Annotated in this window: 23 protein-coding genes and 1 riboswitch; of the genes, 16 read left to right on the forward strand and 7 right to left on the reverse strand. The window is 49.6% G+C overall.

Annotated features, from left to right (window positions below; genetic code table 11):
* Positions 1-39 precede the first annotated feature (39 nt).
* The 6 genes from thiC to PGS38_RS09395 form a co-directional block, all read right to left on the reverse strand.
* Entirely contained in the window at positions 40-1,347 is a 1,308-nt protein-coding gene (thiC, locus tag PGS38_RS09370) for a phosphomethylpyrimidine synthase ThiC (protein ID WP_022461338.1), read from the reverse strand.
* Positions 1,348-1,372: 25 nt separating this feature from the next.
* A complete protein-coding gene (gene thiD / locus PGS38_RS09375; protein ID WP_055219891.1) occupies positions 1,373-2,152 on the reverse strand; it encodes a bifunctional hydroxymethylpyrimidine kinase/phosphomethylpyrimidine kinase in 780 nt (259 codons plus the stop codon).
* A 115-nt stretch (positions 2,153-2,267) separates the two neighbouring features.
* Positions 2,268-2,912, reverse strand: coding sequence for a thiamine phosphate synthase (gene thiE, locus PGS38_RS09380; protein WP_119188961.1), 645 nt, complete (start codon positions 2,910-2,912; stop codon positions 2,268-2,270).
* The gene (gene thiM, locus PGS38_RS09385) at positions 2,899-3,720 is read right to left on the reverse strand and encodes a hydroxyethylthiazole kinase (protein ID WP_119188960.1); all 822 of its coding nucleotides are present in this window, start codon (positions 3,718-3,720) and stop codon (positions 2,899-2,901) included. The genes thiE and thiM overlap by 14 nt, the downstream gene beginning before the upstream one ends.
* Before the next feature lie 126 nt (positions 3,721-3,846).
* Positions 3,847-3,958, reverse strand: a riboswitch (TPP riboswitch).
* A gap of 377 nt (positions 3,959-4,335) precedes the next feature.
* A complete protein-coding gene (locus PGS38_RS09390) occupies positions 4,336-5,313 on the reverse strand; it encodes a Gfo/Idh/MocA family protein (protein WP_119188959.1) in 978 nt (325 codons plus the stop codon).
* A gap of 21 nt (positions 5,314-5,334) precedes the next feature.
* Complete coding sequence (locus PGS38_RS09395; protein WP_119188958.1) at positions 5,335-6,291, reverse strand: ketopantoate reductase family protein; 957 nt, start codon at positions 6,289-6,291, stop codon at positions 5,335-5,337.
* Between the two features lie 322 nt (positions 6,292-6,613).
* On the opposite strand from PGS38_RS09395, the gene PGS38_RS09400 reads away from it, so the two are divergent.
* Both PGS38_RS09400 and proC read left to right on the forward strand, forming a co-directional pair.
* Positions 6,614-7,621: an ABC transporter substrate-binding protein gene (locus PGS38_RS09400; RefSeq protein WP_118640316.1), complete on the forward strand. Its 1,008-nt coding sequence runs from the start codon at positions 6,614-6,616 to the stop codon at positions 7,619-7,621.
* A gap of 211 nt (positions 7,622-7,832) precedes the next feature.
* Positions 7,833-8,630 (forward strand): pyrroline-5-carboxylate reductase, encoded by a 798-nt coding sequence (proC, locus tag PGS38_RS09405; protein ID WP_117760472.1) that lies wholly within the window; start codon positions 7,833-7,835, stop codon positions 8,628-8,630.
* A gap of 181 nt (positions 8,631-8,811) precedes the next feature.
* On the opposite strand, the gene PGS38_RS09410 is transcribed toward proC, so the two are convergent.
* Complete coding sequence (locus tag PGS38_RS09410) at positions 8,812-9,267, reverse strand: CYTH domain-containing protein (RefSeq protein WP_022461346.1); 456 nt, start codon at positions 9,265-9,267, stop codon at positions 8,812-8,814.
* A gap of 235 nt (positions 9,268-9,502) precedes the next feature.
* Here PGS38_RS09410 and PGS38_RS09415 point away from each other — a divergent pair, with 235 nt between their 5' ends.
* The 14 genes from PGS38_RS09415 (at position 9,503) to PGS38_RS09480 (ending at position 23,025) form a co-directional block, all read left to right on the forward strand.
* Positions 9,503-10,054 carry a DJ-1 family glyoxalase III gene (locus PGS38_RS09415; protein ID WP_117760595.1) on the forward strand — a complete coding sequence of 184 codons (552 nt, stop codon included), beginning with the start codon at positions 9,503-9,505 and terminating at the stop codon, positions 10,052-10,054.
* Between the two features lie 144 nt (positions 10,055-10,198).
* Positions 10,199-11,485, forward strand: coding sequence for a trigger factor (tig, locus tag PGS38_RS09420; RefSeq protein WP_022461348.1), 1,287 nt, complete (start codon positions 10,199-10,201; stop codon positions 11,483-11,485).
* Between the two features lie 24 nt (positions 11,486-11,509).
* The gene (gene clpP / locus PGS38_RS09425) at positions 11,510-12,091 is read left to right on the forward strand and encodes an ATP-dependent Clp endopeptidase proteolytic subunit ClpP (RefSeq protein ID WP_022461349.1); all 582 of its coding nucleotides are present in this window, start codon (positions 11,510-11,512) and stop codon (positions 12,089-12,091) included.
* A 108-nt stretch (positions 12,092-12,199) separates the two neighbouring features.
* A complete protein-coding gene (clpX, locus tag PGS38_RS09430; RefSeq protein WP_055219839.1) occupies positions 12,200-13,495 on the forward strand; it encodes an ATP-dependent Clp protease ATP-binding subunit ClpX in 1,296 nt (431 codons plus the stop codon).
* 21 nt (positions 13,496-13,516) lie between these two features.
* Positions 13,517-15,844, forward strand: coding sequence for an endopeptidase La (gene lon, locus PGS38_RS09435; protein WP_055219840.1), 2,328 nt, complete (start codon positions 13,517-13,519; stop codon positions 15,842-15,844).
* Between the two features lie 34 nt (positions 15,845-15,878).
* Positions 15,879-16,484, forward strand: coding sequence for a ribosome biogenesis GTP-binding protein YihA/YsxC (yihA, locus tag PGS38_RS09440; protein WP_117814340.1), 606 nt, complete (start codon positions 15,879-15,881; stop codon positions 16,482-16,484).
* Positions 16,485-16,488: 4 nt separating this feature from the next.
* Positions 16,489-17,334: an energy-coupling factor transporter ATPase gene (locus PGS38_RS09445; protein WP_118594702.1), complete on the forward strand. Its 846-nt coding sequence runs from the start codon at positions 16,489-16,491 to the stop codon at positions 17,332-17,334.
* Positions 17,325-18,209: an energy-coupling factor transporter ATPase gene (locus PGS38_RS09450; protein ID WP_119188957.1), complete on the forward strand. Its 885-nt coding sequence runs from the start codon at positions 17,325-17,327 to the stop codon at positions 18,207-18,209. Before PGS38_RS09445 ends, PGS38_RS09450 begins: the two co-directional genes overlap by 10 nt.
* Positions 18,203-19,003: an energy-coupling factor transporter transmembrane component T family protein gene (locus PGS38_RS09455; RefSeq protein ID WP_055265741.1), complete on the forward strand. Its 801-nt coding sequence runs from the start codon at positions 18,203-18,205 to the stop codon at positions 19,001-19,003. Before PGS38_RS09450 ends, PGS38_RS09455 begins: the two co-directional genes overlap by 7 nt.
* 24 nt (positions 19,004-19,027) lie before the next feature.
* Complete coding sequence (truA, locus tag PGS38_RS09460; RefSeq protein ID WP_055265739.1) at positions 19,028-19,780, forward strand: tRNA pseudouridine(38-40) synthase TruA; 753 nt, start codon at positions 19,028-19,030, stop codon at positions 19,778-19,780.
* A gap of 214 nt (positions 19,781-19,994) precedes the next feature.
* Complete coding sequence (gene rplM / locus PGS38_RS09465) at positions 19,995-20,423, forward strand: 50S ribosomal protein L13 (RefSeq protein WP_055219851.1); 429 nt, start codon at positions 19,995-19,997, stop codon at positions 20,421-20,423.
* A gap of 17 nt (positions 20,424-20,440) precedes the next feature.
* Complete coding sequence (rpsI, locus tag PGS38_RS09470) at positions 20,441-20,833, forward strand: 30S ribosomal protein S9 (RefSeq protein WP_117509622.1); 393 nt, start codon at positions 20,441-20,443, stop codon at positions 20,831-20,833.
* Positions 20,834-21,311: 478 nt separating this feature from the next.
* Positions 21,312-22,133, forward strand: a complete 822-nt coding sequence (locus PGS38_RS09475; RefSeq protein WP_270476190.1) for a ParA family protein — start codon at positions 21,312-21,314, stop codon at positions 22,131-22,133.
* Positions 22,090-23,025, forward strand: coding sequence for a ParB/RepB/Spo0J family partition protein (locus PGS38_RS09480; RefSeq protein WP_118639942.1), 936 nt, complete (start codon positions 22,090-22,092; stop codon positions 23,023-23,025). The genes PGS38_RS09475 and PGS38_RS09480 overlap by 44 nt, the downstream gene beginning before the upstream one ends.
* Positions 23,026-23,054: the final 29 nt, after the last annotated feature.

The raw sequence follows: 23,054 nt of genomic DNA on the forward strand, positions 1-23,054 counted from the left end.
ATGAAAACCGTTCCTTTTCGCGTAAGGTATGTACTGATGTTAAAGAATGTCGATGTGTTCGCCGTTTAAAGCTTTGTTCATGCTTCGAACGGCACAGAATTTACCGCACATCGAGCAGGTATCTTCCTGTTCCGGCGAGCGGTCAGCACGGATGGCTTTTGCAGTCTCCGGGTCCAGTGCGCAGTCCCACTGTGCTTCCCAGTCGAGCACGCGGCGGGCATCGCCCATCTTGTCGTCAATATCACGCGCATGCGGAACACCTTTGGCGATGTCGGCAGCGTGTGCGGCGATTTTGCTTGCGATGATGCCCTGTTTTACATCATCCAGGTTCGGAAGAGCCAGATGCTCTGCCGGCGTTACGTAGCAGAGGAAAGCAGCGCCGTTCATAGCGGCAATTGCGCCTCCGATGGCAGCAGTGATGTGGTCGTAGCCCGGTGCAATATCGGTCACAAGAGGGCCGAGGACATAGAACGGAGCGCCCATGCAGATGGTCTGCTGTACTTTCATATTGGCCGCAATCTGATCCATCGGAACGTGGCCCGGTCCCTCAACCATAACCTGAACGTCTTTCTCCCAGGCACGTTTGGTGAGTTCGCCGAGGCGCACCAGCTCTTCAATCTGGCAGACATCCGTTGCGTCGGCAAGGCAGCCAGGACGGCAGGCGTCACCGAGAGAAATGGTCACATCGTATTCACGGCAGATATCGAGAATCTCATCGTAATACTCGTAGAACGGATTCTCCTCGCCGGTCATGCACATCCAGGCGAACACGAGGGAGCCGCCGCGGGAAACAATATTCATTTTCCGTTTGTGTTTGCGGATCTGATCGATGGTTTTTCTGGTGATGCCGCAGTGCAGGGTGACGAAATCGACACCGTCCTCGGCATGGAGGCGGATGACGTCAATAAAATCTTTGGCGGTCAGCGTATCCAGGTCTCTCTGGTAATGGATCACACTGTCATATACCGGCACGGTGCCGATCATGGCCGGACATTCGGAGGTCAGTTTCCGCCGGAACGGCTGCGTATTGCCGTGGCTCGACAGGTCCATGATGGCTTCTGCGCCCATATTGACCGCGGAGAGTACCTTCTGCATCTCCACATCGTAATCTTTACAGTCTTTCGAAACACCGAGATTTACATTGATTTTCGTGCGCAGCATCGAGCCGATGCCCTCCGGATCGATGCAGGTGTGCAGTTTATTGGCCGGAATGGCAACCTTTCCGCTGGCAACGAGCGGCATCAGGTCTTCCACGGCCATATACTCTTTTTCTGCGACTTTTTTCAGCTCCGGTGTTACAATGCCGCGGCGTGCGGCGTCCATCTGTGTTGCGTAATTGCGTTCCATCTGTTGTTCTCCTTTATTTTCAAAATCAGATCCGGTAAGCGTGGTTCAGCGGTCCCGAGCCGTGGCCGAGATCCATCATGCTCGCGAGTGCGCCCGAAATATACTCTTTTGCGGCGGAAATGGCATCCGGAAGGGAAAGCCCCTTTGCGAGCCCCGATGCGATGGCGCTGGAGAGTGTACAGCCGGTGCCGTGTGTGTTCGGATTGTCGATGCGTTTTCCGGTGAACCAGGTAAATGTGCCGTTGTGATATAAAAGATCGTTGGCATCATTGATACTGTGGCCGCCCTTTAACAGAACGGCACAGCCGCAGGAATCCCCGATCTCTTTTGCGGCGCGTTCCATATCACTTTCCGACTGGATTTTGATGCCGGAGAGAACTTCTCCCTCTGGGATATTCGGTGTGATGACTTCGGCCAGAGGAAAGAGCAGTTTTTTCATCAGGTCAGGCACGCCGCCCGAAGCGAGCGCGGAGCCGCTTGTAGCGACGAGGACCGGGTCCACAACGATGTGTTTGGCCTGGTAGAAGCGAAGCCGTTCGGAGATGACTTCGATCAGTGCCGGGGAGGATACCATACCGATTTTGACGGCGTCCGGGAAGATGTCCGTAAAGACGGCGTCAAGCTGTGCGGCCAGAAACTCCGGTGTTACATCGAAAATACCGGAAACTCCGGTGGTGTTCTGGGCGGTGAGTGCGGTAATTGCCGACATGGCGTAAACTCCGTTTGTGATCATGGTTTTGATGTCTGCCTGAATGCCGGCGCCTCCGCTGGAATCACTTCCCGCGATTGTTAATGCTGTTTTCATGTTTTTCGCGTCCATGAGAATTACTCCTTTGCATTACTTTTCTTTTTGGACAGGCGACAAAGAAAGTGGTGCCCCCAGTCTGCCGCCTGGTGTGAGGATGAATGGTTACGTAAAATTATTTGTTTTCCAGCATGCGCAGAGTCTGTTCTTTCAGAGCCTTCGTTGCGGAAACAATGTCTTTCTGTGCAAAAATGGCACTGATGACGGCGATGCCGCAGATGCCGCTGCCGGAAAGCTCCGTCACGTTATCGCGTGTGATGCCGCCGATGGCGATGACAGGGATTTTAACGGCATTGCAGATAGCAGTCAGCGTTTCGTGGCTGACATCCTCCGCATCCGCCTTGGAACCGGTGTGGAAGACTGCGCCGACGCCGAGGTAATCTGCCCCGCGCTGCTCGGCGAGAATGGCCTGTTCCACGGTCTGTGCCGAAACGCCGATGATCTTGTCCGGGCCAAGCTTTGCACGGACATCGCCGGCCTCCATATCGCTCTGGCCGACATGAACGCCGTCCGCATCCATCTTAGCTGCGATTTCCACGTTATCGTTGATGACGAAAGGAACATGGTATGCGGCACAGAGTTTTTTCAGTTCCAGTGCCTCTTCCATAAAGTGATCCTGGTCAAGATTTTTTTCGCGGAGCTGGATAAACGTTGCGCCGCCCTGCAGAGCCTTTTCCACCTGGCTGTACAGTGTCTCGCCGTTCAGCCAGCTGCGGTCTGTCACAGCATATAAAAGCAGGCCTTTTTTATCGCACTTCATACTTTGCACCTTTCTCCAGCGTCTCGCCGTCCATGTGGTAGATGGCGTCGATGATGCGGTTCCGGTAGGTGGAGTTGCCGTCTTCCGGTTTCATATGGCTCCAGCCGATCTCGCCGGCAAATCCCATCGCGCAGACAGCGGCAGCAGCGGCTTTTAACGGCTCGTCCGGGTTGGCAACGAGGTAAGCGGTCATCATGCCGGAGAGCTGGCAGCCTGTTCCGGTGATGCTTCCCATCTCGGCGCGTCCGTTGCGGATCACGTAGCAGGTGTCAGCATCGGCAACGAGGTCGATCGCTCCTGTGATGGCGACAACACAGTTGTGGTCTTTCGCAAAGTTTTTTGCAAAAGCAACGGCGCTGTCGAGGTTTTCGTCTGTTACTTTATCGGCAACGTCTGCGTCAACACCCTTTGTCGTTCCGCTTCCAAGTGCCAGTGTTTTGATTTCGGAAATATTTCCGCGGATGACGGTGAACGGGATTTTTTTCATCAGTCCGACTGCGGTCGAAGTACGTAAGTGGCTTGCGCCTGCGCCGACTGGATCGAGCAGGATTTTGTGGCCGAGCGAAGCTGCTTTTGCACCGGCACGGTACATGCCGTCGATGCTCGTTCTGTGCAGCGTTCCGATGTTGATGTTCAGACCGCCGCAGATGGAGGTGATATCCTCGACATCCTCCGGTTCATCGGACATGATCGGGCTTGCGCCGCATGCCAGCAGAATATTGGCGACATCGTTTACTGTAACGTAATTTGTGATGTTGTGTACGAGAGGGGTTGTTTTTCTGACATTGTCAAGACAAGTGCCTAACATAATTTTTTGTTCCTCCTGTGTGAGTATTTTTGCAGAAGCAAATTCCCTTGTGGTACTGGAAGAACCTGTTGATGATGTGTTCATAGAGATTAAAAAAGCAGATATACGTGGAGGTATATCTGCAGAAAATGTGCATATCGTATCTCCCTACGTTGGCATTACCCAAATCAGGTTCAGGGTCTAGGAGATGCATCCTACTCTCAGCCCGCTTCGCACGCGAGCTCCCCTTTGCTTTCTGCAGACAATTATATACGCATAAAAACAATTGTGCAAGAGAAAAACGGAAGATTTAAAAAAATTTCAGAAAAATAAAAAAGACATGCAAAATATTGGAAATGTAATGTTATTTGGGTTGACAGAGAAAATAATATCAGCGTAAAATGAAGTATAAAATATGCGTGGAAGACAGGTGAAACGATGGAAGAACAAAGAAGCTTGAACTCTACCAGGACAGCCCGGAGTACACCTTCGACCTGATCCTCGTGGACGTGCATATCGCAAAGCCGATTGATGCGGAATTACTGAAAAAGAAAATTGCAGAGTATTGCAGGTGAAAAGAAGTGCCCCTGCCCGGCATCTGATGTGTGCCGGGCAGGGGCTTTTGATGTGCGAATCTTATTTTTCTTCCTCCGGGTACGTATAGCCCCAGGTTCTGCGGAAGGAGGTCATCAGATCCATGACGTCCTTCGTGTAGTCGAGGTGCATGGCAGATGCATCTCCATTGATGGCGCGTTCCATGTCGGCGAGCTCATAGGCGAGTGCATCGGCGTTGTCACCGGCTTTGATGATTTCGGATTCGCCGGTGGAAGCGTCTGTGATTTTTGCTTCCCAGGCACGCGGGTACTCCATGATCTCGATAAATCCGTTCTCACAGGAAACCATGCCGCGTTTCGGCTGTTTGGAGTGGAGAGAGAGCATCACACTTGCCATCTGTCCTTCCTGATTGGTGAGAAGGAGGCCGGCCTGCTCGTCCACACCGGTCGGAGCGGGCTTTACCTGGGAAAGGAGCTGATCCGGCTTGGAGTCGAAGAACCAGCGGAGGAAGGAGAGTGCGTATACGCCGATATCAAGCATCGCGCCGCCTGCGAGATTCCGGTTGAAGAAGCGGTTCTTCATGTTGTACTCTTTGAAACTGCCGAAGTTCATCGTGATCAGATTGACTCTGCCGAGACGGCCGGAGTCGAGAATTTTTTTCAGCTCTTTGTAGATCGGCATATGGTAAATCGTCATTGCCTCTCCGATGATGACACCTTTTTCTTTTGCAAGCGCTATGGCCTCGTCGAGCTCGTCGCTGTTCAGCGTAATCGATTTCTCAACGAGAATGTGTTTTCCATTGGCAATCGCCTCTTTCATAAAGCCAAGATGCGTGTTGTGCGGCGTCGTGATATAAATGACACCGACCTCCGGATCGGTAAACATCTCATGGAAATCATCGTAAACTTTTCCAATTCCATATTTCTCCGCAAAAGCAGCCGCCTTCTCATGGGTCCGGTTGCCGACCGCGTAAATATTCTTTCCGTTTTTCTGCAGTGCGACCGCCATTTCATTTGCAATCACACCGCATCCGAGTACAGCCCATTTGATTTCTTTCATCGTGAGATTCTCCTATCGTATCTATTTCGCCCAGAGCGGTTCTTCGCTTCCGCTGTAGTCAAACCGTCCGTCGTTTTTCTCTTCCAGTGCTTTGATCATATGGTACGTAAATTCATTGTAAGGCGTTGGAATTCCAAGCTCTTTTCCCATGCGGATCAGCGCACCCGAGAACATATCAATTTCCGTATGGCGTCCCGCATCGAGATCCTGGAGCGTTGAGTAGCGCGCCGTCGGCGGAACCGCACTTCCGCGTCCCGAGGAGACATCCGCCTTGCTGATATCAATTCCCTTTGCCTCCGCAATCGCCATCAGTTCTGCGCGGAGTCCGTCGCTGATCGCCTTCATATGCACACTGTCGCGGTAGCAGCCGACCCCGGCACCGAGAATAGCCTGCGGCAGGTTATTGCAGACATTCAGCCGGAATTTGCTCCATATTTCCTCTAAAATACAATCGGTTGCCCGGTAATGCAGCCCTGTGCCGGAGAACAGATCAAGAACAGCCTGCACACGCTCACTGTCGTACGGCGCCGAAACTTCGCCGAAAATGATGCCGAGCGTCGCCTCAGGGTTGAAAACGTAGCCGTCATTCTCTTTATGAGAAGCTACTTTGATAACAGCATGAAGCAGATGCTCCGCACCGACTTTTTGCGCGATGATCTCCTCACTGTCCACGCCGTTCATCAGACTCATGATCACAGTATTCTCGCCGGTAACGGCAGTAATATTGTCAAGAGCCCCCGGCAGTGCGCCGTATTTGAGCGAGACGATCAGAAAATCCACGTCGTGTGCCTCTTCCGGTGTCCATACCTCCGGGTGATAAACCGTATCGTTAATTTTGCATCCTTTGTTTTTCAGACGCTTCGCCCGTTCCCCGGACGCGATAACGCCAAGCCGGATGTCCTTTTTCTCCGAAAGCCCCCAGATCACATAAGACCCAACCGCTCCGGCGCCCAGAACAGCAACTGATTTTATTTTCATAATAGCCTCCTTTGTAACTGTTTGAATTACCCTTACTATAACAAATTTTGCGGAGATCCTCAATTTGTTTTTCAAAATAGAAAATTTCGGAAAAGGAAGCCTAAATGTGTTGACGGAGCGATAAGGTAGATTGTAGAATGAAAAGAAAATGTACGAAGACAAAATCCGGACGAAAGAAGAACAGAAGGCAAAAGAAAAACAAGAGAAGAAATAAGAAACGAAGGAGAAACGAAATTCGAACATTTCTCCTTCGTTTTTTGCACGCATTTTTACCGGGAAATCATATTCTAAGGTTAGAATGAAAAAACAGGAGAATCTGTTGATGAAAGGAAAATGGCTGACAGGTGCGCTTGTACTGGCAATGGCGGCAGTGACGCTGGCGGGATGCGGGGCAAAAGATGAGACAAAAGAAAAAGTGGAGCAGGTGACATTAAATGAGGTTGCCCACTCCATTTTTTACGCCCCGCAGTACGTGGCAATTGAGGAGGGGTATTTCGCGGACGAGGGCATTGATCTGACGCTGATGACAGGATTTGGTGCAGATAAAGTGCTGACGGCGATGATTTCCGGCGAGGCGGATATCGGGTTTATGGGGGCGGAGGCAACCGTCTACGCGTACCTCGAGGGAACCGCAGACCCGGTTGTGAACTTCGCGCAGCTGACGCAGCGGGCGGGAAACTTTGTTGTGGGAAGAGAGAAAGACAATTCGTTTACCTGGGAGAAATTGAAAAACAAAGAGGTATTAGGGGGAAGAAAAGGCGGTATGCCGGAAATGGTCTTTGAGTATGTTCTGGCGCAGAAAGGGATTGATAAAAAAGACGTAAACATCAACCAGAGCATCGATTTTGGTTCCACAGCTGCCGCGTTCTCCGGCGGGCAGGGGGATTATACGATTGAATTTGAACCGTCCGCGACACTGCTCGAGCAGAAAGGCGACGGCTATGTCGTGGCATCGGTCGGAACGGAATCCGGGTATGTGCCGTATACGTCGTACAGCGTCAAACAGAGTTATCTGAAAACGCACGGCGCAACCGTAGAAAAATTCACGAAGGCACTGCAGAAGGGAATGGACTTCGTGCAGACGCACACACCGGAGGAGATTGCAGAAGTGATTGCGCCGCAGTTTGCAGAAACCGAGCTGGAAACCATCACCGCGATCGTGCGCCGCTACTATGAGCAGGATACGTGGAAAGAAAATCTGATCTTTGAGGAAGAAAGTTTTGATCTTCTGCAGGAGATTCTGGAGCAGGCGGGAGAGCTGGAGAAAAAGGCACCGTACAAGACACTCGTGACAACAAAATACGCCGAAGAGGCCGCCGCCAAAGGCTGATTCCGGCGGAATAGAAAAGCGAAAAAAGACAGAAAAAGACACTTTTCGACATTCGTCGACAAACAGCGACATTTCATTCGAAAAAAATAAAGAAAATTGTAAAAGAAAAGCAGAAAAATAGAGAAAAAGTATTGCAAAAAAGTAAATTTTGTTGCATACTATGGGTGTCGCATATATTTTTTACAACACAGGCATACGGAGGCGAACAGACATGAAAGTAGGTTTTATCGGCGGCGGCAACATGGCGAGTGCCATGATTGGCGGAATGATCCAAAAAGGAGTTGTATCTGCAGATGACATTCTGGTATCGGTCCGCACGGAGAAAAGTGTGGAACGCTTGACCAACCAGTTTGGAGTCCAGGCGACTACGGAGAACGAAGCGGTCGTAGCCGGATCCGATCTTGTATTCCTGGCAGTAAAGCCAAACCAAATAAAAAATATAATAAACCTCGTCAAAAATTTCATCTCACCCGAGAAGATTATCGTATCGATTCTTCCCGGTAAGTCTTTACAATGGCTGGGTACAGAAATCGGAAAACCAACAAAGTTAATTCGCACCATGCCAAACACACCAGCACTCGTCGGAGAAGGAATGACCGGCGTCTGTGCCAATGATCTCGTGACGGAGGAAGAGCTGCAGCTCGTTTTAACCCTCCTGAAAAGCTTTGGCCGCGCAGAAGTTGTTCCGGAGTATCTGATGGATACCGTCACAGGTGTCAGCGGAAGCTCGCCGGCGTACGTATTTCTTTTCCTGGAGGCTCTTGCAGATGCGGCCGTAGCCGAAGGAATGCCGAGAAAACAGGCATATGAATTTGCTGCACAGTCTGTCCTTGGAAGCGCCAAAATGCTTCTCGAGACAGGAATGCACCCGGGAGAATTAAAAGACATGGTCTGCTCGCCAGGCGGAACCACCATCGAAGCGGTTGCCGTACTGGAGCGGGAGAAACTGAGAAGTGCTGTTATTGATGCAACACGAGCCTGCATCCGGAAATCAAAGGGAGTGGATTAGAAGGAGCAGCACCGCCGCTTTGACAGAATGACGCTAATGTGAAAGCAGCAAAAATAAAGAATGTATGCACAAGAAAACAAACCAAAACAAGCAAAAAGCAAGCACAAAAAAGAGTAAAAAAACAAACGAGCGGAAAAATCCCGGCAGCCGTGGAAAAGGCACCGGGATTTTTTCTGGTAATTTATAGTTTTTTTCCTTTACTGAGCGTACTGTTGTGATAATCGGAAGAATAGGTTACATCCTTTCCAAACCATACCGGAGGAACAAAGGCGTTTGCGGATGCTTCGTCCGGAAACTCCACCTCTGCGAGGTAAAGGCCTTCATACGGCGCATCAAAGACATCGAGCTCGATCGTCAGATCCGTTCCGGTAAGCGGCAGCAGATAGCGTGTTTTTGAGATGAGAACGCCGTCTGCCTTTTCCCGCAGATGCAGGTAGGATTCCTTTGTGAGCGGAAGATTATACTCTTCACGCACCATCAGCCCTTTTGACTTGTAGGTCAGATAATATTCGTCGTCAGAGCGGCGGATGCGGACAACCGGTTCGGTGGAAAGATAGCCCTGCTCGATTTTTTTACATGGATAGCTTGTAAGATTTTCCGGAAGCTGATCCAGAAGGTATTTGCGTTCGATTTCCATAAAAGAGACCCCTTCTCGTGATTGCATCACTGCTTTTTTCAAGAGTTTACCATGCTTTTTCCGTGATGTTAAGCGAAATCCGGCTTTTTGCGAAAAAAGTCCTGAAATTTTTATGAAATGCAAGCATTCTGCGGAAAAATGTGGTATAATAGCGGCGGTTTGTTACAAAGAAAAGCAGAGAATATCACGTGACAAAACACACGAGACTGATCATACAACACAGGAGGACAAAACCATGGCAAAGATTTATGTATTTCTGGCAGACGGATGTGAAGAGATTGAGGCACTGACCCCGGTGGATCTGCTGCGCAGAGCCGGAGAAGACGTATGCACCGTTTCTATTATGGGAAGAAAAGAAGTAACAGGATCCCACAAAATCACCATTCTTGCAGATGAAACCATCGAAGAGGGAGAGTTTGATGACGGAGACATGCTGGTACTTCCGGGCGGAATGCCGGGTACATTAAATCTGGCCGGAAACGAGACGCTCGCAGCGCTGATCCGTTCCTATGACGATCAGGAAAAGAAACTGGCAGCCATCTGCGCAGCGCCGAGCATCCTTGGTGTGATGGGCATCTTAAAAGATAAAAACGCTGTCTGCTTCCCGGGATTTGAAGAAAAGCTGGCAGGCGCAAACGTACTCGATGTACCGGCAGTCACCGACAAAAATGTGACCACCGGCCGCGGCATGGGAGCAGCCACTGACTTCGCACTGGAGCTGATCCGTGTTCTGCAGGGAGAGGACAAAGCAAAAGAAATGGCGGAAAAAATCGTATTTCATTGCTAAAAAAAAGCCTAAAAACCACAGAAATATAAAAAAATCACTGGCGTTTTTGAAAAGAGTATGCTATACTCGATAAATGACTGTAGAATGGAGAGGTGTGCAGGTTTTCTGCCGCTTTTCAGATAAATCAAGGAGGAAATTGATAAAATGAGTGTACAGGTCGAAAATTTAGAAAAGAATATGGCCAAACTTACCATTGAGGTTCCGGCTGAAGAATTAGAGAAAGCACTGGAGAAAGCTTACCAGAAACAGAAAAAGAACATCAGCGTTCCGGGCTTCCGTAAAGGAAAAGTTCCGAGAGCTATGGTAGAAAAAATGTATGGCCCGGCAGTATTCTATGAGGATGCTGTAAACAGCCTTGTTCCGGAAGAGTATTCCAAAGCAGCAGAAGAGAGCAAACTGGACATCGTATCCCGTCCGGAGATCAACGTAGAGCAGATCGAAAAAGGCAAAGCTTTCATCTTTACCGCAACTGTAGCAGTAAAACCGGAAGTTACCCTTGGCGAGTACAAAGGTCTGGAAGTAGCAAAAGCTGACACAACCGTTACAGATGAAGAAGTAGAAGCTGAGCTGAAAAAAGAGCAGGAGAAAAATGCAAGAACCATCAATGTAGAGGATCGTCCGGCAGCAGACGGAGATACCGTTACACTTGACTTCGAAGGTTCTGTAGACGGCGTTCCGTTCGACGGCGGCGCTGGAAAAGATTATCCGCTGACCCTTGGCTCCCATTCCTTCATTCCGGGATTCGAAGAGCAGCTCGTTGGCGCAGCTCTGGAAGAAGAGAAGGAAGTAAACGTTACTTTCCCAGAGGATTATCAGGCAGAAGAGCTTGCTGGAAAAGCAGCAGTATTCAAATGCACCATCCACAAAATCGAAGCAAAAGAGCTTCCGGCACTTGATGACGACTTCGCAAAAGACGTTTCCGAGTTCGATACTCTGGATGAGTACAAAAAAGAAATCAAAGACAACCTGACCAAGAAAAAAGAAGAGCAGGCTAAGACAGAAAAAGAGAACGCTGTCGTAGATAAAGCAGTAGAGAACGCAACAATGGAGATTCCGGAAGCTATGATCGATACGCAGGTAGAGAACATGGTTGACGATTTCGCAAGAAGAATCCAGTCCCAGGGTCTGTCCATGGAGCAGTACATGCAGTTTACAGGCGCTACCGTTGATTCCTTAAAAGAGCAGATGAAACCGCAGGCTGTTAAGAGAATCGAGAGCAGACTGGTACTTGAGAAAGTTGCAGAAGCAGAGAACATCCAGATCAGCGATGAGAAGCTGGACGAAGAGCTGGCTAAAATGGCTGAAATGTACAAAATGGAGCTGGATAAATTCAAAGAGCTCGTTGGCGAATATGAGAAAGAGCAGATGAAGAAAGATCTCGCTGTTCAGGAAGCAGTAACTCTCATGGCCGACAGCGCAAAAGAGGCGTAAGACCTCGGAAAGAGAGGCAATTGAATGAGTTTTGTACCTTATGTCATCGAGCAGACAAGCAGGGGAGAGAGAAGTTACGATATTTATTCAAGACTGCTGAACGACCGTATTATTTTTCTGGGAGAGGAAGTCACTGACGTATCGGCAAACCTGATCGTTGCACAGCTTCTGTTCCTAGAGTCTGAAGATCCGGGAAAAGATATCCACATGTATATCAACAGCCCGGGAGGTTCTGTAAGCGCAGGACTTGCTATCTACGATACGATGCAGTACATCAAATGTGATGTATCCACGATCTGTATCGGTATGGCTGCCAGCATGGGAGCATTCCTTCTTGCCGGCGGTACCAAAGGAAAGAGAATGGCTCTGCCAAACTCTGAAATCATGATTCATCAGCCATCCGGCGGTGCACAGGGTCAGGCAACCGAGATCAAAATCGTTGCAGAACAGATTCTGAAAACCAAACGGAAATTAAATGAAATTCTGGCGGCAAATACAGGAAAACCGCTGGAACAGATTGAGATCGATACCGAGCGTGACAACTATATGTCCGCAGAGGAAGCAAAAGCATACGGTCTGATTGATAATGTAATTACGAACCGATAAGAGAGGAAAGGTGTCCAAAAGCGTAGTTCCGGCAATGAGGCTTTTGTGGCACCTTTTGCCTTATCCGGCGATAAGGTTTAGTTGTAATATGTTGAAAGGAAGAAAACGATGGCTATAAAAGGGAATGATACCAAGATCCGCTGCTCTTTCTGCGGAAAGACAGAAGACCAGGTACGCAAGCTGATCGCAGGCCCGGACGGGGCATACATCTGTGATGACTGCGTGGCAATCTGCTCGGAGATCATTCAGGAAGAGTTTGAGGATCTGTACGGCGAGCAGAATACCGACGAGATCAACCTGATCAAACCAAAGGAAATCAAAGCATTTCTGGATGACTACGTAATCGGACAGGATGAGGCGAAAAAAGTGCTCTCCGTTGCTGTTTACAATCATTACAAACGAGTGCTTTCCGGTGCATCCTCCGACATCGAACTGCAGAAGAGCAACATTCTGATGCTCGGACCGACCGGTTCCGGAAAAACGTATCTGGCACAGACACTGGCCAAACTGATCAACGTTCCGTTTGCAATTGCAGACGCAACGGCGCTCACCGAGGCAGGTTATGTCGGCGAGGACGTAGAAAACATTCTGCTCCGCCTCATTCAGGCAGCAGACTATGATATCGAGCGCGCTGAGCACGGCATCATCTACATCGATGAGATCGATAAAATCACAAGAAAATCCGAAAACGCTTCGATCACACGAGATGTTTCCGGCGAGGGTGTACAGCAGGCACTGCTGAAAATCCTGGAGGGAACTGTAGCTTCCGTTCCGCCGCAGGGCGGAAGAAAGCATCCGCATCAGGAGTTTATTCAGATTGATACGACGAATATCCTCTTTATCTGCGGCGGTGCATTCGAAGGACTCGAGAAGATCATCGAGACGAGACAGGATACGAAATCCATTGGATTCAACAATCCGATTGGGCATGCCAAGGATGAAAATGTCGGAGATCTGCTCCGTCAGGTCATGCCGCAGGATCTGACCAAGTTCGGCCTGATTCCGGAGTTTGTCGGACGTGTGCCGATTGTCGTTACGTTAAATTCTCTGGATGAGACGGCCCTGATGAAGATTCTGGTTGAGCCGAAGAATTCTCTGGTCAAACAGTACAAGAAGCTGTTTGAGCTGGACGGCGTACAGCTTGACTTCAAAGAAGATGCACTCGAAGCGATTGCAAAGAAATCCCTGGAGCGGAAAACAGGCGCCAGAGGTCTCCGCGCAATCATGGAAGATACGATGATGGATCTGATGTATGAGATCCCGTCGGACAATACGACAAAAGAATGCGTCATCACCAAGGACGCTGTAGAAAAGAAGGCGGAGCCGGAGATTATTCACGGCGAACCGGCCCCTGTTCCACGGCGGAATATGGGAAGAAGATCCGGAAGACCGGAAACCGCCTGAAAAACGCAGGAGGAAACTTAAATGGAAGAAGTGACAAAAGTATTACCGGCGATTGCGCTGCGTGGAACGACGATTCTGCCGGATATGATTGTACATTTTGATATCAGCAGACCTAAATCGGTTCGTGCGGTCGAGGAGGCGATGCTGGGAGACCAGAAAATTTTCCTGATTACACAGAAAGACCCGGATACGGAAGTACCGGGTCTGCTTGATGTGTATAAAATTGGAACAATTGCGGTCATCAAACAGGTTGTGAGAATGCCAAAAGATGTTCTGCGGATTCTCGTAGAAGCAGAAAGACGTGCAGAACTGCTGAACTTCGAGGAAGAGGAGAGCGAGTATCTCCGCGCCGAGGTGGCGCTGTTTACCGGCTCGGACGAAATGCAGTTTTCCGATATCGAGCAGGAGGCAATGCTGCGCAACTTAAAAGAGCTGTTTGCCGTCTACTGCGAGCAGACGCAGAAAGTCAGCAAGGAACTGGCAGGCCAGATCCTCGGAACCGAAGAAGTCGGAAAGCTGGTGGACCAGATCTGCATGAATCTGCCCCTCGACTACGTAAACCGCCAGAAACTGCTGGAGGCTGTGGAGCTTTCCGAGCGGTATGATACGCTCTGCGTCATGATCGCCAACGAGATTCAGATTCAGGAGATCCGTTCGGAGATTCAGGGAAAAATCAAAGAGCGGATCGATAAGAACCAGCGTGATTATATTCTGCGCGAGCAGCTTAAAGTCATCCGCGAGGAACTCGGCGAGGACAATTCCCGGACCGAGATTGAAAATTATAAGAAGCAGCTTGAGAAGCTCAAAGCCTCCAAAGAGGTAAAAGAGCGGATTTCCGAGGAGATCCACCGTCTGGAAAATTCGGCCAGCAATCCGTCCGAGGCAGGCGTGATCCGCGGCTATATCGAGACACTGCTGGGGCTTCCGTGGGATAAGGCATCCCGTGACAATCAAGATCTGGCAAGAGCACGCGAGATTCTGGAGGAAGATCACTACGGTCTTTCGAAAGTAAAAGAGAGAATCCTCGAATTCCTGGCCGTACGCACCCTGACGAAGAAAGGCGAGAGCCCGATTCTCTGCCTGGCAGGCCCTCCGGGAACCGGTAAGACCTCGATTGCGAGAAGCGTGGCGCGAGCCCTGAATAAAAAATACGTCCGCATCTGTCTCGGCGGTGTGCGGGATGAGGCGGAGATCCGCGGCCACAGAAGAACCTACATCGGCGCGATGCCGGGACGCATTGCGGCGGGACTCCATCAGGCGAAGGTGAAAAATCCGCTGATGCTGCTCGATGAGATCGACAAAGTAAGTGCAGATTACAAGGGAGATACCTCTTCCGCACTTCTTGAGGTCCTCGATTCCGAGCAGAATAATAAATTTGCCGATCATTACGTAGAGCTTCCGATCGACCTTTCGGAGGTGCTCTTTATTGCAACCGCAAATGATATTCAGAACATTCCGCGTCCGCTGCTGGACCGTATGGAAGTGATTGAAATTTCAAGCTATACGGAAAATGAGAAGTTCCATATCGCAAAAGAACATCTCGTTCCGAAGCAGAAGAAGGCGAACGGTCTGAAAGAAGCACAGCTTGTGATCGAGGATGAGGCGTTGATGGAAGTGATCAGCGGCTACACCAGAGAGGCCGGTGTCCGCTCCCTGGAGCGCCAGATCGGCAGAATCTGCAGAAAGAGCGCGAGAAAGATTCTCGAGGAACAGGTAAAAGAGGTTGTTGTGACGAAAGAAAATCTGGAAGAGTTCCTCGGAAAAGAGAGGTATGAGTTCCAGCCGGCCAACGAAAAACCGGAGATTGGTATTGTGCGCGGTCTTGCCTGGACGGCAGTCGGCGGCGATACGCTGCAGATCGAGGTCAATGTGATGCCGGGAAAAGGAGAGTTTCTGCTGACCGGCCAGCTCGGCGATGTGATGAAGGAGTCTGCGCAGGCGGGCATCAGCTTTATTCGTTCCGTGGCAGAGCAGTATGAGATTCCGAAAGAATTTTTCGAGAAACACGACATCCACATTCACATTCCGGAGGGGGCCGTTCCAAAAGATGGCCCGTCTGCCGGTATTACGATGGCGACGGCGATGGTTTCCGCGATCACAAAGGTTCCGGTAAAAGCAGACGTTGCGATGACCGGAGAGATTACGCTCCGCGGCCGTGTGCTTCCGATCGGCGGCTTAAAAGAGAAGCTGCTGGCGGCAAAGAAAGCCGGTATCCATATGGTTCTCGTTCCGGAGAAAAATGAGCCGGATGTAAGAGAACTGGATGCGGAGATCACAGACGGATTGCAGATCGAATTTGTCGGCAGCATGGAACAGGTATTAAAACTGGCACTTGTGGAAAAGAAGTAAGGCCAGAAGATGCAAAAAACAGGAGAAGAAAAGTATGGTAATTAAACAGGTAGAGCTGCAGCACGTCTGCGGAATCACCAGTAAACTGCCGGATACCGGTCAGGTGGAAGTGGCATTTGCGGGAAAATCCAATGTTGGAAAATCTTCTCTCATCAATGCCCTGATGAATCGGAAATCACTGGCGCGTACCAGTGCGCAGCCGGGAAAAACACAGACGATCAACTACTACCACATCAATGAGGAAATGTATCTGGTGGATTTGCCGGGATACGGTTTTGCGAGAGCCTCCGAGGAGGTTAAAGCAAAATGGGGCAAGCTGATCGAGGATTATCTGCATCAGTCAAAAATGCTGCACGCAGTATTTCTTCTGATTGATATCCGTCATGCACCGTCCAACAACGACCGCATTATGTATGAATGGATCCTTCGAAACGGTTACCAGCCGATCATTATTGCAACGAAGCTGGACAAGATCAAACGCAGTCAGCTTCAGAAACAGATCAAGCTGATCCGTGAAACGCTGGAGGTCGAGAAAGATACGATTGTGATTCCGTTTTCTGCGGAGACAAAACAGGGACGTGAGGAGATCTGGAATCTGATCGATGAAATCCGCTCGGATGCAGAAGAAAGCGGGGAATAATGTCATGGGTATGATACGTGCAGCAGGCCTTGGGTATGAATACCTCCGTTACGAGGAGGAAGGACAGGAGCCGGAAGTAACAAAAGCGATCGAAGATGTCAGTCTGGAAATCCAGAAGGGACAGTTTATTGCGGTGCTCGGGCATAACGGAAGCGGAAAATCAACGCTTGCGAAACATATCAACGCTCTGCTGGTGCCTACAGAAGGCACCATGTGGGTGGACGATATGAAGACGACAGATGAGGAGGATGTCTGGAAGATCCGCCAGAAAGCCGGTATGGTATTCCAGAACCCGGATAACCAGATCATCGGAAATGTGGTGGAAGAGGATGTCGGCTTTGGACCGGAAAATCTGGGTGTCCCGACCGATGAAATCTGGAAACGGGTGGAGGAGAGCCTTACGGCGACCGGGATGATTTCATACCGGGCCCACTCTCCGAATAAGCTCTCGGGAGGTCAGAAACAGAGGGTTGCAATTGCAGGAGTGATGGCTATGCAGCCGGAATGTATTGTTCTTGATGAACCAACCGCGATGCTGGATCCGAACGGACGAAAAGAGGTTCTTCGCGCTGTGCGTAAGCTGAATGAAGAAAAGGGCGTTACGGTTATTCTGATTACGCATTACATGGAAGAGGTTGTTTTTGCGGACCGTGTGTTCGTTATGGACAGCGGCAGACTGGTAATGCAGGGGACGCCAAGGGAGATTTTTTCCGAAGTGGAGAAATTAAAAGAGCTCCGTCTTGATGTACCCCAAGTGACACTGTTGGCTTATGAATTGAGAAAAAATGGTGTAGATCTCCCGGAGGGAATTTTGACCATTGAAGAACTGGTGAATGCATTATGTCATTGAAACTTGAAGATGTAACGTACACATACAGCCCGGGAACGGCATATGAAATGCACGCCCTGGAGCATATCAATCTTGAAATTCCGAATGGCCAGTTTGTTGGGATTATCGGCCATACGGGAAGCGGAAAATCGACGCTTGTGCAGCATTTGAACGGTCTGATCCGCCCGACATTGGGACGGGTGCTGTATAACGGAGAGGATATCTGGAAAGAAGGATATCCGCTAAGAGAGCTTCGAAGCCATGTGGGACTGGTTTTCCAGTACCCGGAGCATCAGCTCTTTGAGACGGATGTGATCACAGATGTCTGCTTCGGTCCGAAAAACCAGGGACTTTCACCGGAGGAATGCAGAAAACGGGCGGAAGAGGCACTGGATCATGTCGGATTTCCAAAGGAAATGTATGAAAAATCGCCGTTTGAACTCTCCGGAGGTCAGAAACGTCGTGTTGCGATTGCCGGTGTGCTTGCCATGAACCCGGATTTTCTGGTGCTTGACGAGCCGACTGCAGGCCTTGATCCGAAGGGACGCGATGAAATCCTCGATCAGCTTGCATTGCTGCATAAGACGCGCGGCATTTCGGTTGTGCTCGTATCGCACAGCATGGAGGATATTGCAAAATATGTAGAGCGGATTATTGTCATGAACCACGGTCATGTGGCGTTTGACGATACACCGAAGAAAGTCTTCGCTCACTATAAAGAGCTGGAGAAAATCGGTCTTGCGGCGCCGCAGATGACGTATATTATGCATGCGCTAAAGGAACACGGCATGGACATGGACGTAACGGCGACAACGGTTGAAGAGGCGCGCGATACGATTCTTGCGGCACTGAAAAGTCAGAAGAAAAACGGGAAAAAAGGAGCAGAAGTATGTTAAGAGATATTACTCTGGGACAGTATTACCCGGCAGATTCCATTCTGCACCGGCTTGACCCGCGTGTGAAATTTGTAGGAACGATCGTTTATGTCGTTTCCCTCTTTTTGTTCCACAATTGGGGCTATCTGCTTGGAACCGTATTCCTTGCGGTGATGATTAAACTGTCGAAGGTACCGTTCAAATTTATCACGAAGGGTCTGAAATCAATTTTTGTGCTGCTTGCGATTACGATGGTGTTTAACATCTTATTTACGCCGGGTGAGGTGCTCGTCCGTATCTGGAAAATTACGATCACCCGTGAGGGTGTGGCTATGGCATGCCGTATGTCGGTGCGTCTGATTTTCCTGATGATCGGCTCTTCGCTGATGACGCTGACGACAACACCGAACCAGCTGACGGATGCACTCGAAAGCCTGCTCGGACCATTGAAAAAAATCCATGTGCCGGTGCATGAGATTTCCATGATGATGTCAATCGCACTCCGTTTTATCCCGATTCTCCTGGAAGAGACAGACAAGATTATGAAAGCGCAGATGGCGCGCGGCGCGGATTTTGAGAGCGGAAATATTATCCAGAGAGTAAAGAACATGGTGCCGCTTCTGGTGCCGCTGTTTATTTCAGCATTCCGCCGTGCAAATGATCTGGCGCTGGCGATGGAAGCACGCTGCTACCATGGAGGAGAGGGAAGAACACAGATGAAACCGCTTCGGTATCAGACGCGCGATTATGCAGCGTATGGCGTTCTTATGGCATACCTTGTGTGCAGTATCGGCCTTCGCGTGTGCGGACTCTGACTTTGACGAAAACGGAGGAGAAGAATGCGCAGAATTAAGCTGATTGTAGCGTATGACGGCACAAATTATTGTGGATGGCAGGTGCAGCCAAACGGCATTACAGTACAGGAAGTATTAAATCAGGCTCTTTCCGATCTTTTTGCGAAGAAAACGGCCTGCATCGGCGCAAGCCGGACCGACGCCGGGGTACATGCTCTCGGCAATGTTGCGGTATTTGATACGGATGCGAGAATGCCGGCGGACCGTATCGCATTTGCACTCAACACACGGCTTCCGGCAGATATCCGTATTCAGGGATCATCCGAAGTGCCGCCAGACTTTCACCCGCGTTTTACCGCAACAGTCAAAACATATGAATACAGGATTTTGAACCGCACCTTTGCAGATCCGACGCGGAGACTGAATTCCTATTTCTGGTACGGCCCGCTGGATGTGGATGCGATGCGGCAGGCAGCATCGTATCTGGTTGGCATGCATGATTTTAAAAGCTTTGCAACAGCAAAACCGGAGGTGACCGACACGGTCCGTACGATCTATGAAACGAGTTTGGAAAAAGAAGACGATCTGATCCGCTTCCGGATCACCGGAAACGGTTTTCTCTACAATATGGTGCGGATTATCACCGGAACACTGCTTGAGGTTGGAAAGGGTGATTATCCGCCGGAGAAAGTAAAAGAAATCCTTGCGGCGAAGGATCGAAAAATGGCGGGAGCAACGGCCAGGCCGGAGGGGCTGACCCTGGTGCAGATCCGGTATCCCGAATGGGATTTCGAGTAAAGACATAAGTGGTCTGTATTTCCCGCAAAACGGGACTCGCAGTTTGCAAAAAAATGCAAAATATGGGTAAAAAATAGTTGACATTCCAAAATCCGTATAATATAATTACTAAATGTGTGACGTAGTTTGAAAACGCCGATGCCATAAGCCCCGGTAAGGCGGTTTCCTATATACATGAAACAGTAAATTGAATTTTTCACAGGAGGTTATATCCATGAACACCTTTATGGCAAATCCAGATAAGATTGAAAGAAAATGGTATGTTGTTGATGCAGAAGGATGTACATTAGGACGTCTGGCATCTGAAGTAGCAAAAGTATTACGTGGAAAAAACAAACCGGAGTACACTCCGCACGTAGATACTGGTGATTACGTAATCGTAATCAACGCTGATAAAGTAGCAGTAACCGGTAAAAAACTGGATCAGAAGATCTATTACAGCCACTCCGATTATGTAGGCGGAATGAAAGAAGCTACTCTTCGTGAGATGATGGCTAAGAAACCGGAGAAGGTTGTTGAACTTGCAGTGAAAGGCATGCTTCCAAAAGGACCTCTTGGAAGACAGATGTTCACAAAACTTCACGTATACGCTGGTGCAGAGCACGCTCATGCAGCTCAGAAACCAGAAGTATTAACATTTTAATAGGGAGGTAAAGAACATTGGCTAGCGCAAAATATTACGGAACCGGAAGAAGAAAAAAATCTATCGCAAGAGTATATCTTGTACCGGGAACTGGTAAAGTTACCATCAATAAAAGAGACATCGATGAGTATTTTGGTCTGGAGACCCTGAAAGTTATCGTTCGTCAGCCTCTGGCAGCTACAGAGACATCCGATAAATTCGACGTGATCGTAAACGTTCACGGCGGCGGATACACAGGACAGGCAGGAGCAATCCGTCATGGTGTTGCACGTGCCCTTCTGACTGTAGACAACGACTACAGACCAGTTCTGAAAAAAGCAGGATTCCTGACTCGTGATCCTAGAATGAAAGAGCGTAAGAAATACGGTCTCAAAGCAGCTCGTCGTGCACCTCAGTTCAGCAAGAGATAATCTGCTGTTCAGACCGTATCAAAATGGTTCAAAAACCCCGGAAAATCAAGGTTTTCCGGGGTTTTACTATATCTAAACGGGCTGATATAGTTTGACCAAATTTGGAAAAACGAGAACCGTTTTCACCCAATTTTTAGTGGTCCGCAAGTGGTTAACCGGCCAAAAAGAGGGCAAAAAGAGGGTCAAGTGGTGCCCAAAGTGGTTAACCGAGAGCCGATTTTTGGGGGTGTTTTGGGGTCGCTTTTCAGCCCTTTGTTCCCTCGTTTTGGTCTGTGGCAGTTTGACATAGTTTGACCTAATTTGAATAATTGAATATGAATTTGATACAGCACTCAGTATAAAATGACTGGGTGCTTTTTTCATTTCAGGAACTCGTATTCCGGCGATAGAAAGAGCCGTCACTTCACTTTTTATTTTGGAGTGGCGGCTTTTTCTATTTCCAGAAGCAACAGAAACAATTAGAAATGAGGTGAAGTCAATGAACACGCAAATCATTGCCATTGCCAACCAGAAGGGCGGCGTTGGCAAAACCACCACCTGTGCCAATCTTGGAATCGGTTTGGCGCAGGCCGGAAAGAAAGTCCTGCTGATTGACGGAGACCCGCAAGGAAGCCTGACGATCAGCCTGGGCAATCCCCAACCGGACAAGCTGCCCTTTACGCTGTCGGACGCTATGGGTCGTATCCTGATGGATGAGCCGCTTCGTCCCGGCGAGGGTATCCTGCACCACCCAGAGGGCGTAGACCTGATGCCTGCGGACATCCAGTTATCCGGTATGGAGGTATCTCTGGTAAATGCCATGAGCCGTGAGACTATCTTGCGGCAATATCTGGATACGCTGAAGGGACAATACTCCCATATCCTCATCGACTGCCAGCCCTCCCTAGGGATGCTCACAGTCAATGCGCTGGCCGCTGCAAACAGGATCATAATTCCCGTTCAGGCGGAGTATCTGCCCGCCAAAGGGCTGGAACAGCTGCTCTCCACGGTAAACAAGGTAAAGCGGCAGATCAACCCCAAGCTCCAGATAGACGGTATCCTGCTGACGATGGTGGACAGCCGAACCAACTTTGCCAAAGAGATTTCCTCGCTCCTGCGGGAGACCTATGGCAGCAAGATCAAAGTATTCGGCACAGAGATCCCCCATTCTGTCCGGGCAAAGGAAATCAGCGCCGAGGGAAAAAGCATTTTTGCCCATGATCCCAGTGGCAAGGTGGCAGAGGGCTACAAAAATCTGACGAAGGAGGTGTTGAAACTTGAAAAGCAGCGCGAAAAAAATAGAGCTGGCCTCGGTAGATGATCTGTTCTCCACCGAAGAAGGCCGCCAGGATGCAAAGCTGGAAAAGATTCAGGAAATTCCGCTGTCTGAACTGCATCCCTTTAGGAACCATCCATTCAAAGTCAAGGATGACGAAGCCATGATGGAGACCGCTGACAGTATCAAGCAGTATGGCGTTCTGGTTCCGGCCATTGCCCGACCGGACCCGGAGGGCGGTTATGAGCTGGTAGCCGGACACAGGCGGCACAGAGCCAGTGAACTGGCAGAAAAGGAGACCATGCCGGTCATTGTTCGGGATTTGGACGATGATGCCGCTACAATCATTATGGTTGACAGCAACTTGCAGCGAGAAAGCCTGCTCCCAAGCGAAAGGGCCTTTGCCTACAAAATGAAGCTGGAGGCCATGAAAAGACAGGCTGGCAGACCGAGTAAAGAAAATTGTTCCCAAGTTGGGAACGATTTTGGGAAGAAGTCCAGCGAGGTTTTGGCAGAGCAAGTAGGTCAGAGTAAAAACCAGATTTTTCGCTATATCCGTCTGACAGAGCTGATTTCTGAATTGATGGATATGGTGGATGAAAAGAAGATTGCCCTGAACCCTGCCTATGAACTGTCCTTTCTCAAAAAGGACGAACAGGTAGACCTGCTGGATGCCATGGACAGTGAGCAGGCTACCCCTTCCCTTTCCCAAGCCCAGCGGCTCAAGAAATACAGTCAGGAGGGGCATCTGACCCTCGATATGATGCGTGTCATCATGGGTGAGGAAAAGAAAAGTGATCTGGACCGAGTAACATTTACCTCTGACACTTTGCGGAAGTATTTCCCCAAAAGCTATACGCCCCAGCGGATGCAGGAAACCATCATCAAGCTGCTGGAGGCATGGCAGAAAAAGCGTCAGAGAGACCAGGAACGATGAAAGGAGCCGCCTATGAGGGATATTTCAGC

It is taken from the genome of Fusicatenibacter saccharivorans, assembly GCF_027667425.1.
Lineage (GTDB): Bacteria > Bacillota > Clostridia > Lachnospirales > Lachnospiraceae > Fusicatenibacter > Fusicatenibacter saccharivorans.

What these genes read in the sequence shown, in the direction of transcription:
- thiC (WP_022461338.1), bottom strand. Translation starts at nt 1,347, where the DNA reads ATGGAACGCAATTACGCAACACAGATGGACGCCGCACGCCGCGGCATT.
- thiD (WP_055219891.1), bottom strand. Translation starts at nt 2,152, where the DNA reads ATGAAAACAGCATTAACAATCGCGGGAAGTGATTCCAGCGGAGGCGCC.
- thiE (WP_119188961.1), bottom strand. Translation starts at nt 2,912, where the DNA reads ATGAAGTGCGATAAAAAAGGCCTGCTTTTATATGCTGTGACAGACCGC.
- thiM (WP_119188960.1), bottom strand. Translation starts at nt 3,720, where the DNA reads ATGTTAGGCACTTGTCTTGACAATGTCAGAAAAACAACCCCTCTCGTA.
- PGS38_RS09390 (WP_119188959.1), bottom strand. Translation starts at nt 5,313, where the DNA reads ATGAAAGAAATCAAATGGGCTGTACTCGGATGCGGTGTGATTGCAAAT.
- PGS38_RS09395 (WP_119188958.1), bottom strand. Translation starts at nt 6,291, where the DNA reads ATGAAAATAAAATCAGTTGCTGTTCTGGGCGCCGGAGCGGTTGGGTCT.
- PGS38_RS09400 (WP_118640316.1), top strand. Translation starts at nt 6,614, where the DNA reads ATGAAAGGAAAATGGCTGACAGGTGCGCTTGTACTGGCAATGGCGGCA.
- proC (WP_117760472.1), top strand. Translation starts at nt 7,833, where the DNA reads ATGAAAGTAGGTTTTATCGGCGGCGGCAACATGGCGAGTGCCATGATT.
- PGS38_RS09410 (WP_022461346.1), bottom strand. Translation starts at nt 9,267, where the DNA reads ATGGAAATCGAACGCAAATACCTTCTGGATCAGCTTCCGGAAAATCTT.
- PGS38_RS09415 (WP_117760595.1), top strand. Translation starts at nt 9,503, where the DNA reads ATGGCAAAGATTTATGTATTTCTGGCAGACGGATGTGAAGAGATTGAG.
- tig (WP_022461348.1), top strand. Translation starts at nt 10,199, where the DNA reads ATGAGTGTACAGGTCGAAAATTTAGAAAAGAATATGGCCAAACTTACC.
- clpP (WP_022461349.1), top strand. Translation starts at nt 11,510, where the DNA reads ATGAGTTTTGTACCTTATGTCATCGAGCAGACAAGCAGGGGAGAGAGA.
- clpX (WP_055219839.1), top strand. Translation starts at nt 12,200, where the DNA reads ATGGCTATAAAAGGGAATGATACCAAGATCCGCTGCTCTTTCTGCGGA.
- lon (WP_055219840.1), top strand. Translation starts at nt 13,517, where the DNA reads ATGGAAGAAGTGACAAAAGTATTACCGGCGATTGCGCTGCGTGGAACG.
- yihA (WP_117814340.1), top strand. Translation starts at nt 15,879, where the DNA reads ATGGTAATTAAACAGGTAGAGCTGCAGCACGTCTGCGGAATCACCAGT.
- PGS38_RS09445 (WP_118594702.1), top strand. Translation starts at nt 16,489, where the DNA reads ATGGGTATGATACGTGCAGCAGGCCTTGGGTATGAATACCTCCGTTAC.
- PGS38_RS09450 (WP_119188957.1), top strand. Translation starts at nt 17,325, where the DNA reads ATGTCATTGAAACTTGAAGATGTAACGTACACATACAGCCCGGGAACG.
- PGS38_RS09455 (WP_055265741.1), top strand. Translation starts at nt 18,203, where the DNA reads ATGTTAAGAGATATTACTCTGGGACAGTATTACCCGGCAGATTCCATT.
- truA (WP_055265739.1), top strand. Translation starts at nt 19,028, where the DNA reads ATGCGCAGAATTAAGCTGATTGTAGCGTATGACGGCACAAATTATTGT.
- rplM (WP_055219851.1), top strand. Translation starts at nt 19,995, where the DNA reads ATGAACACCTTTATGGCAAATCCAGATAAGATTGAAAGAAAATGGTAT.
- PGS38_RS09475 (WP_270476190.1), top strand. Translation starts at nt 21,312, where the DNA reads ATGAACACGCAAATCATTGCCATTGCCAACCAGAAGGGCGGCGTTGGC.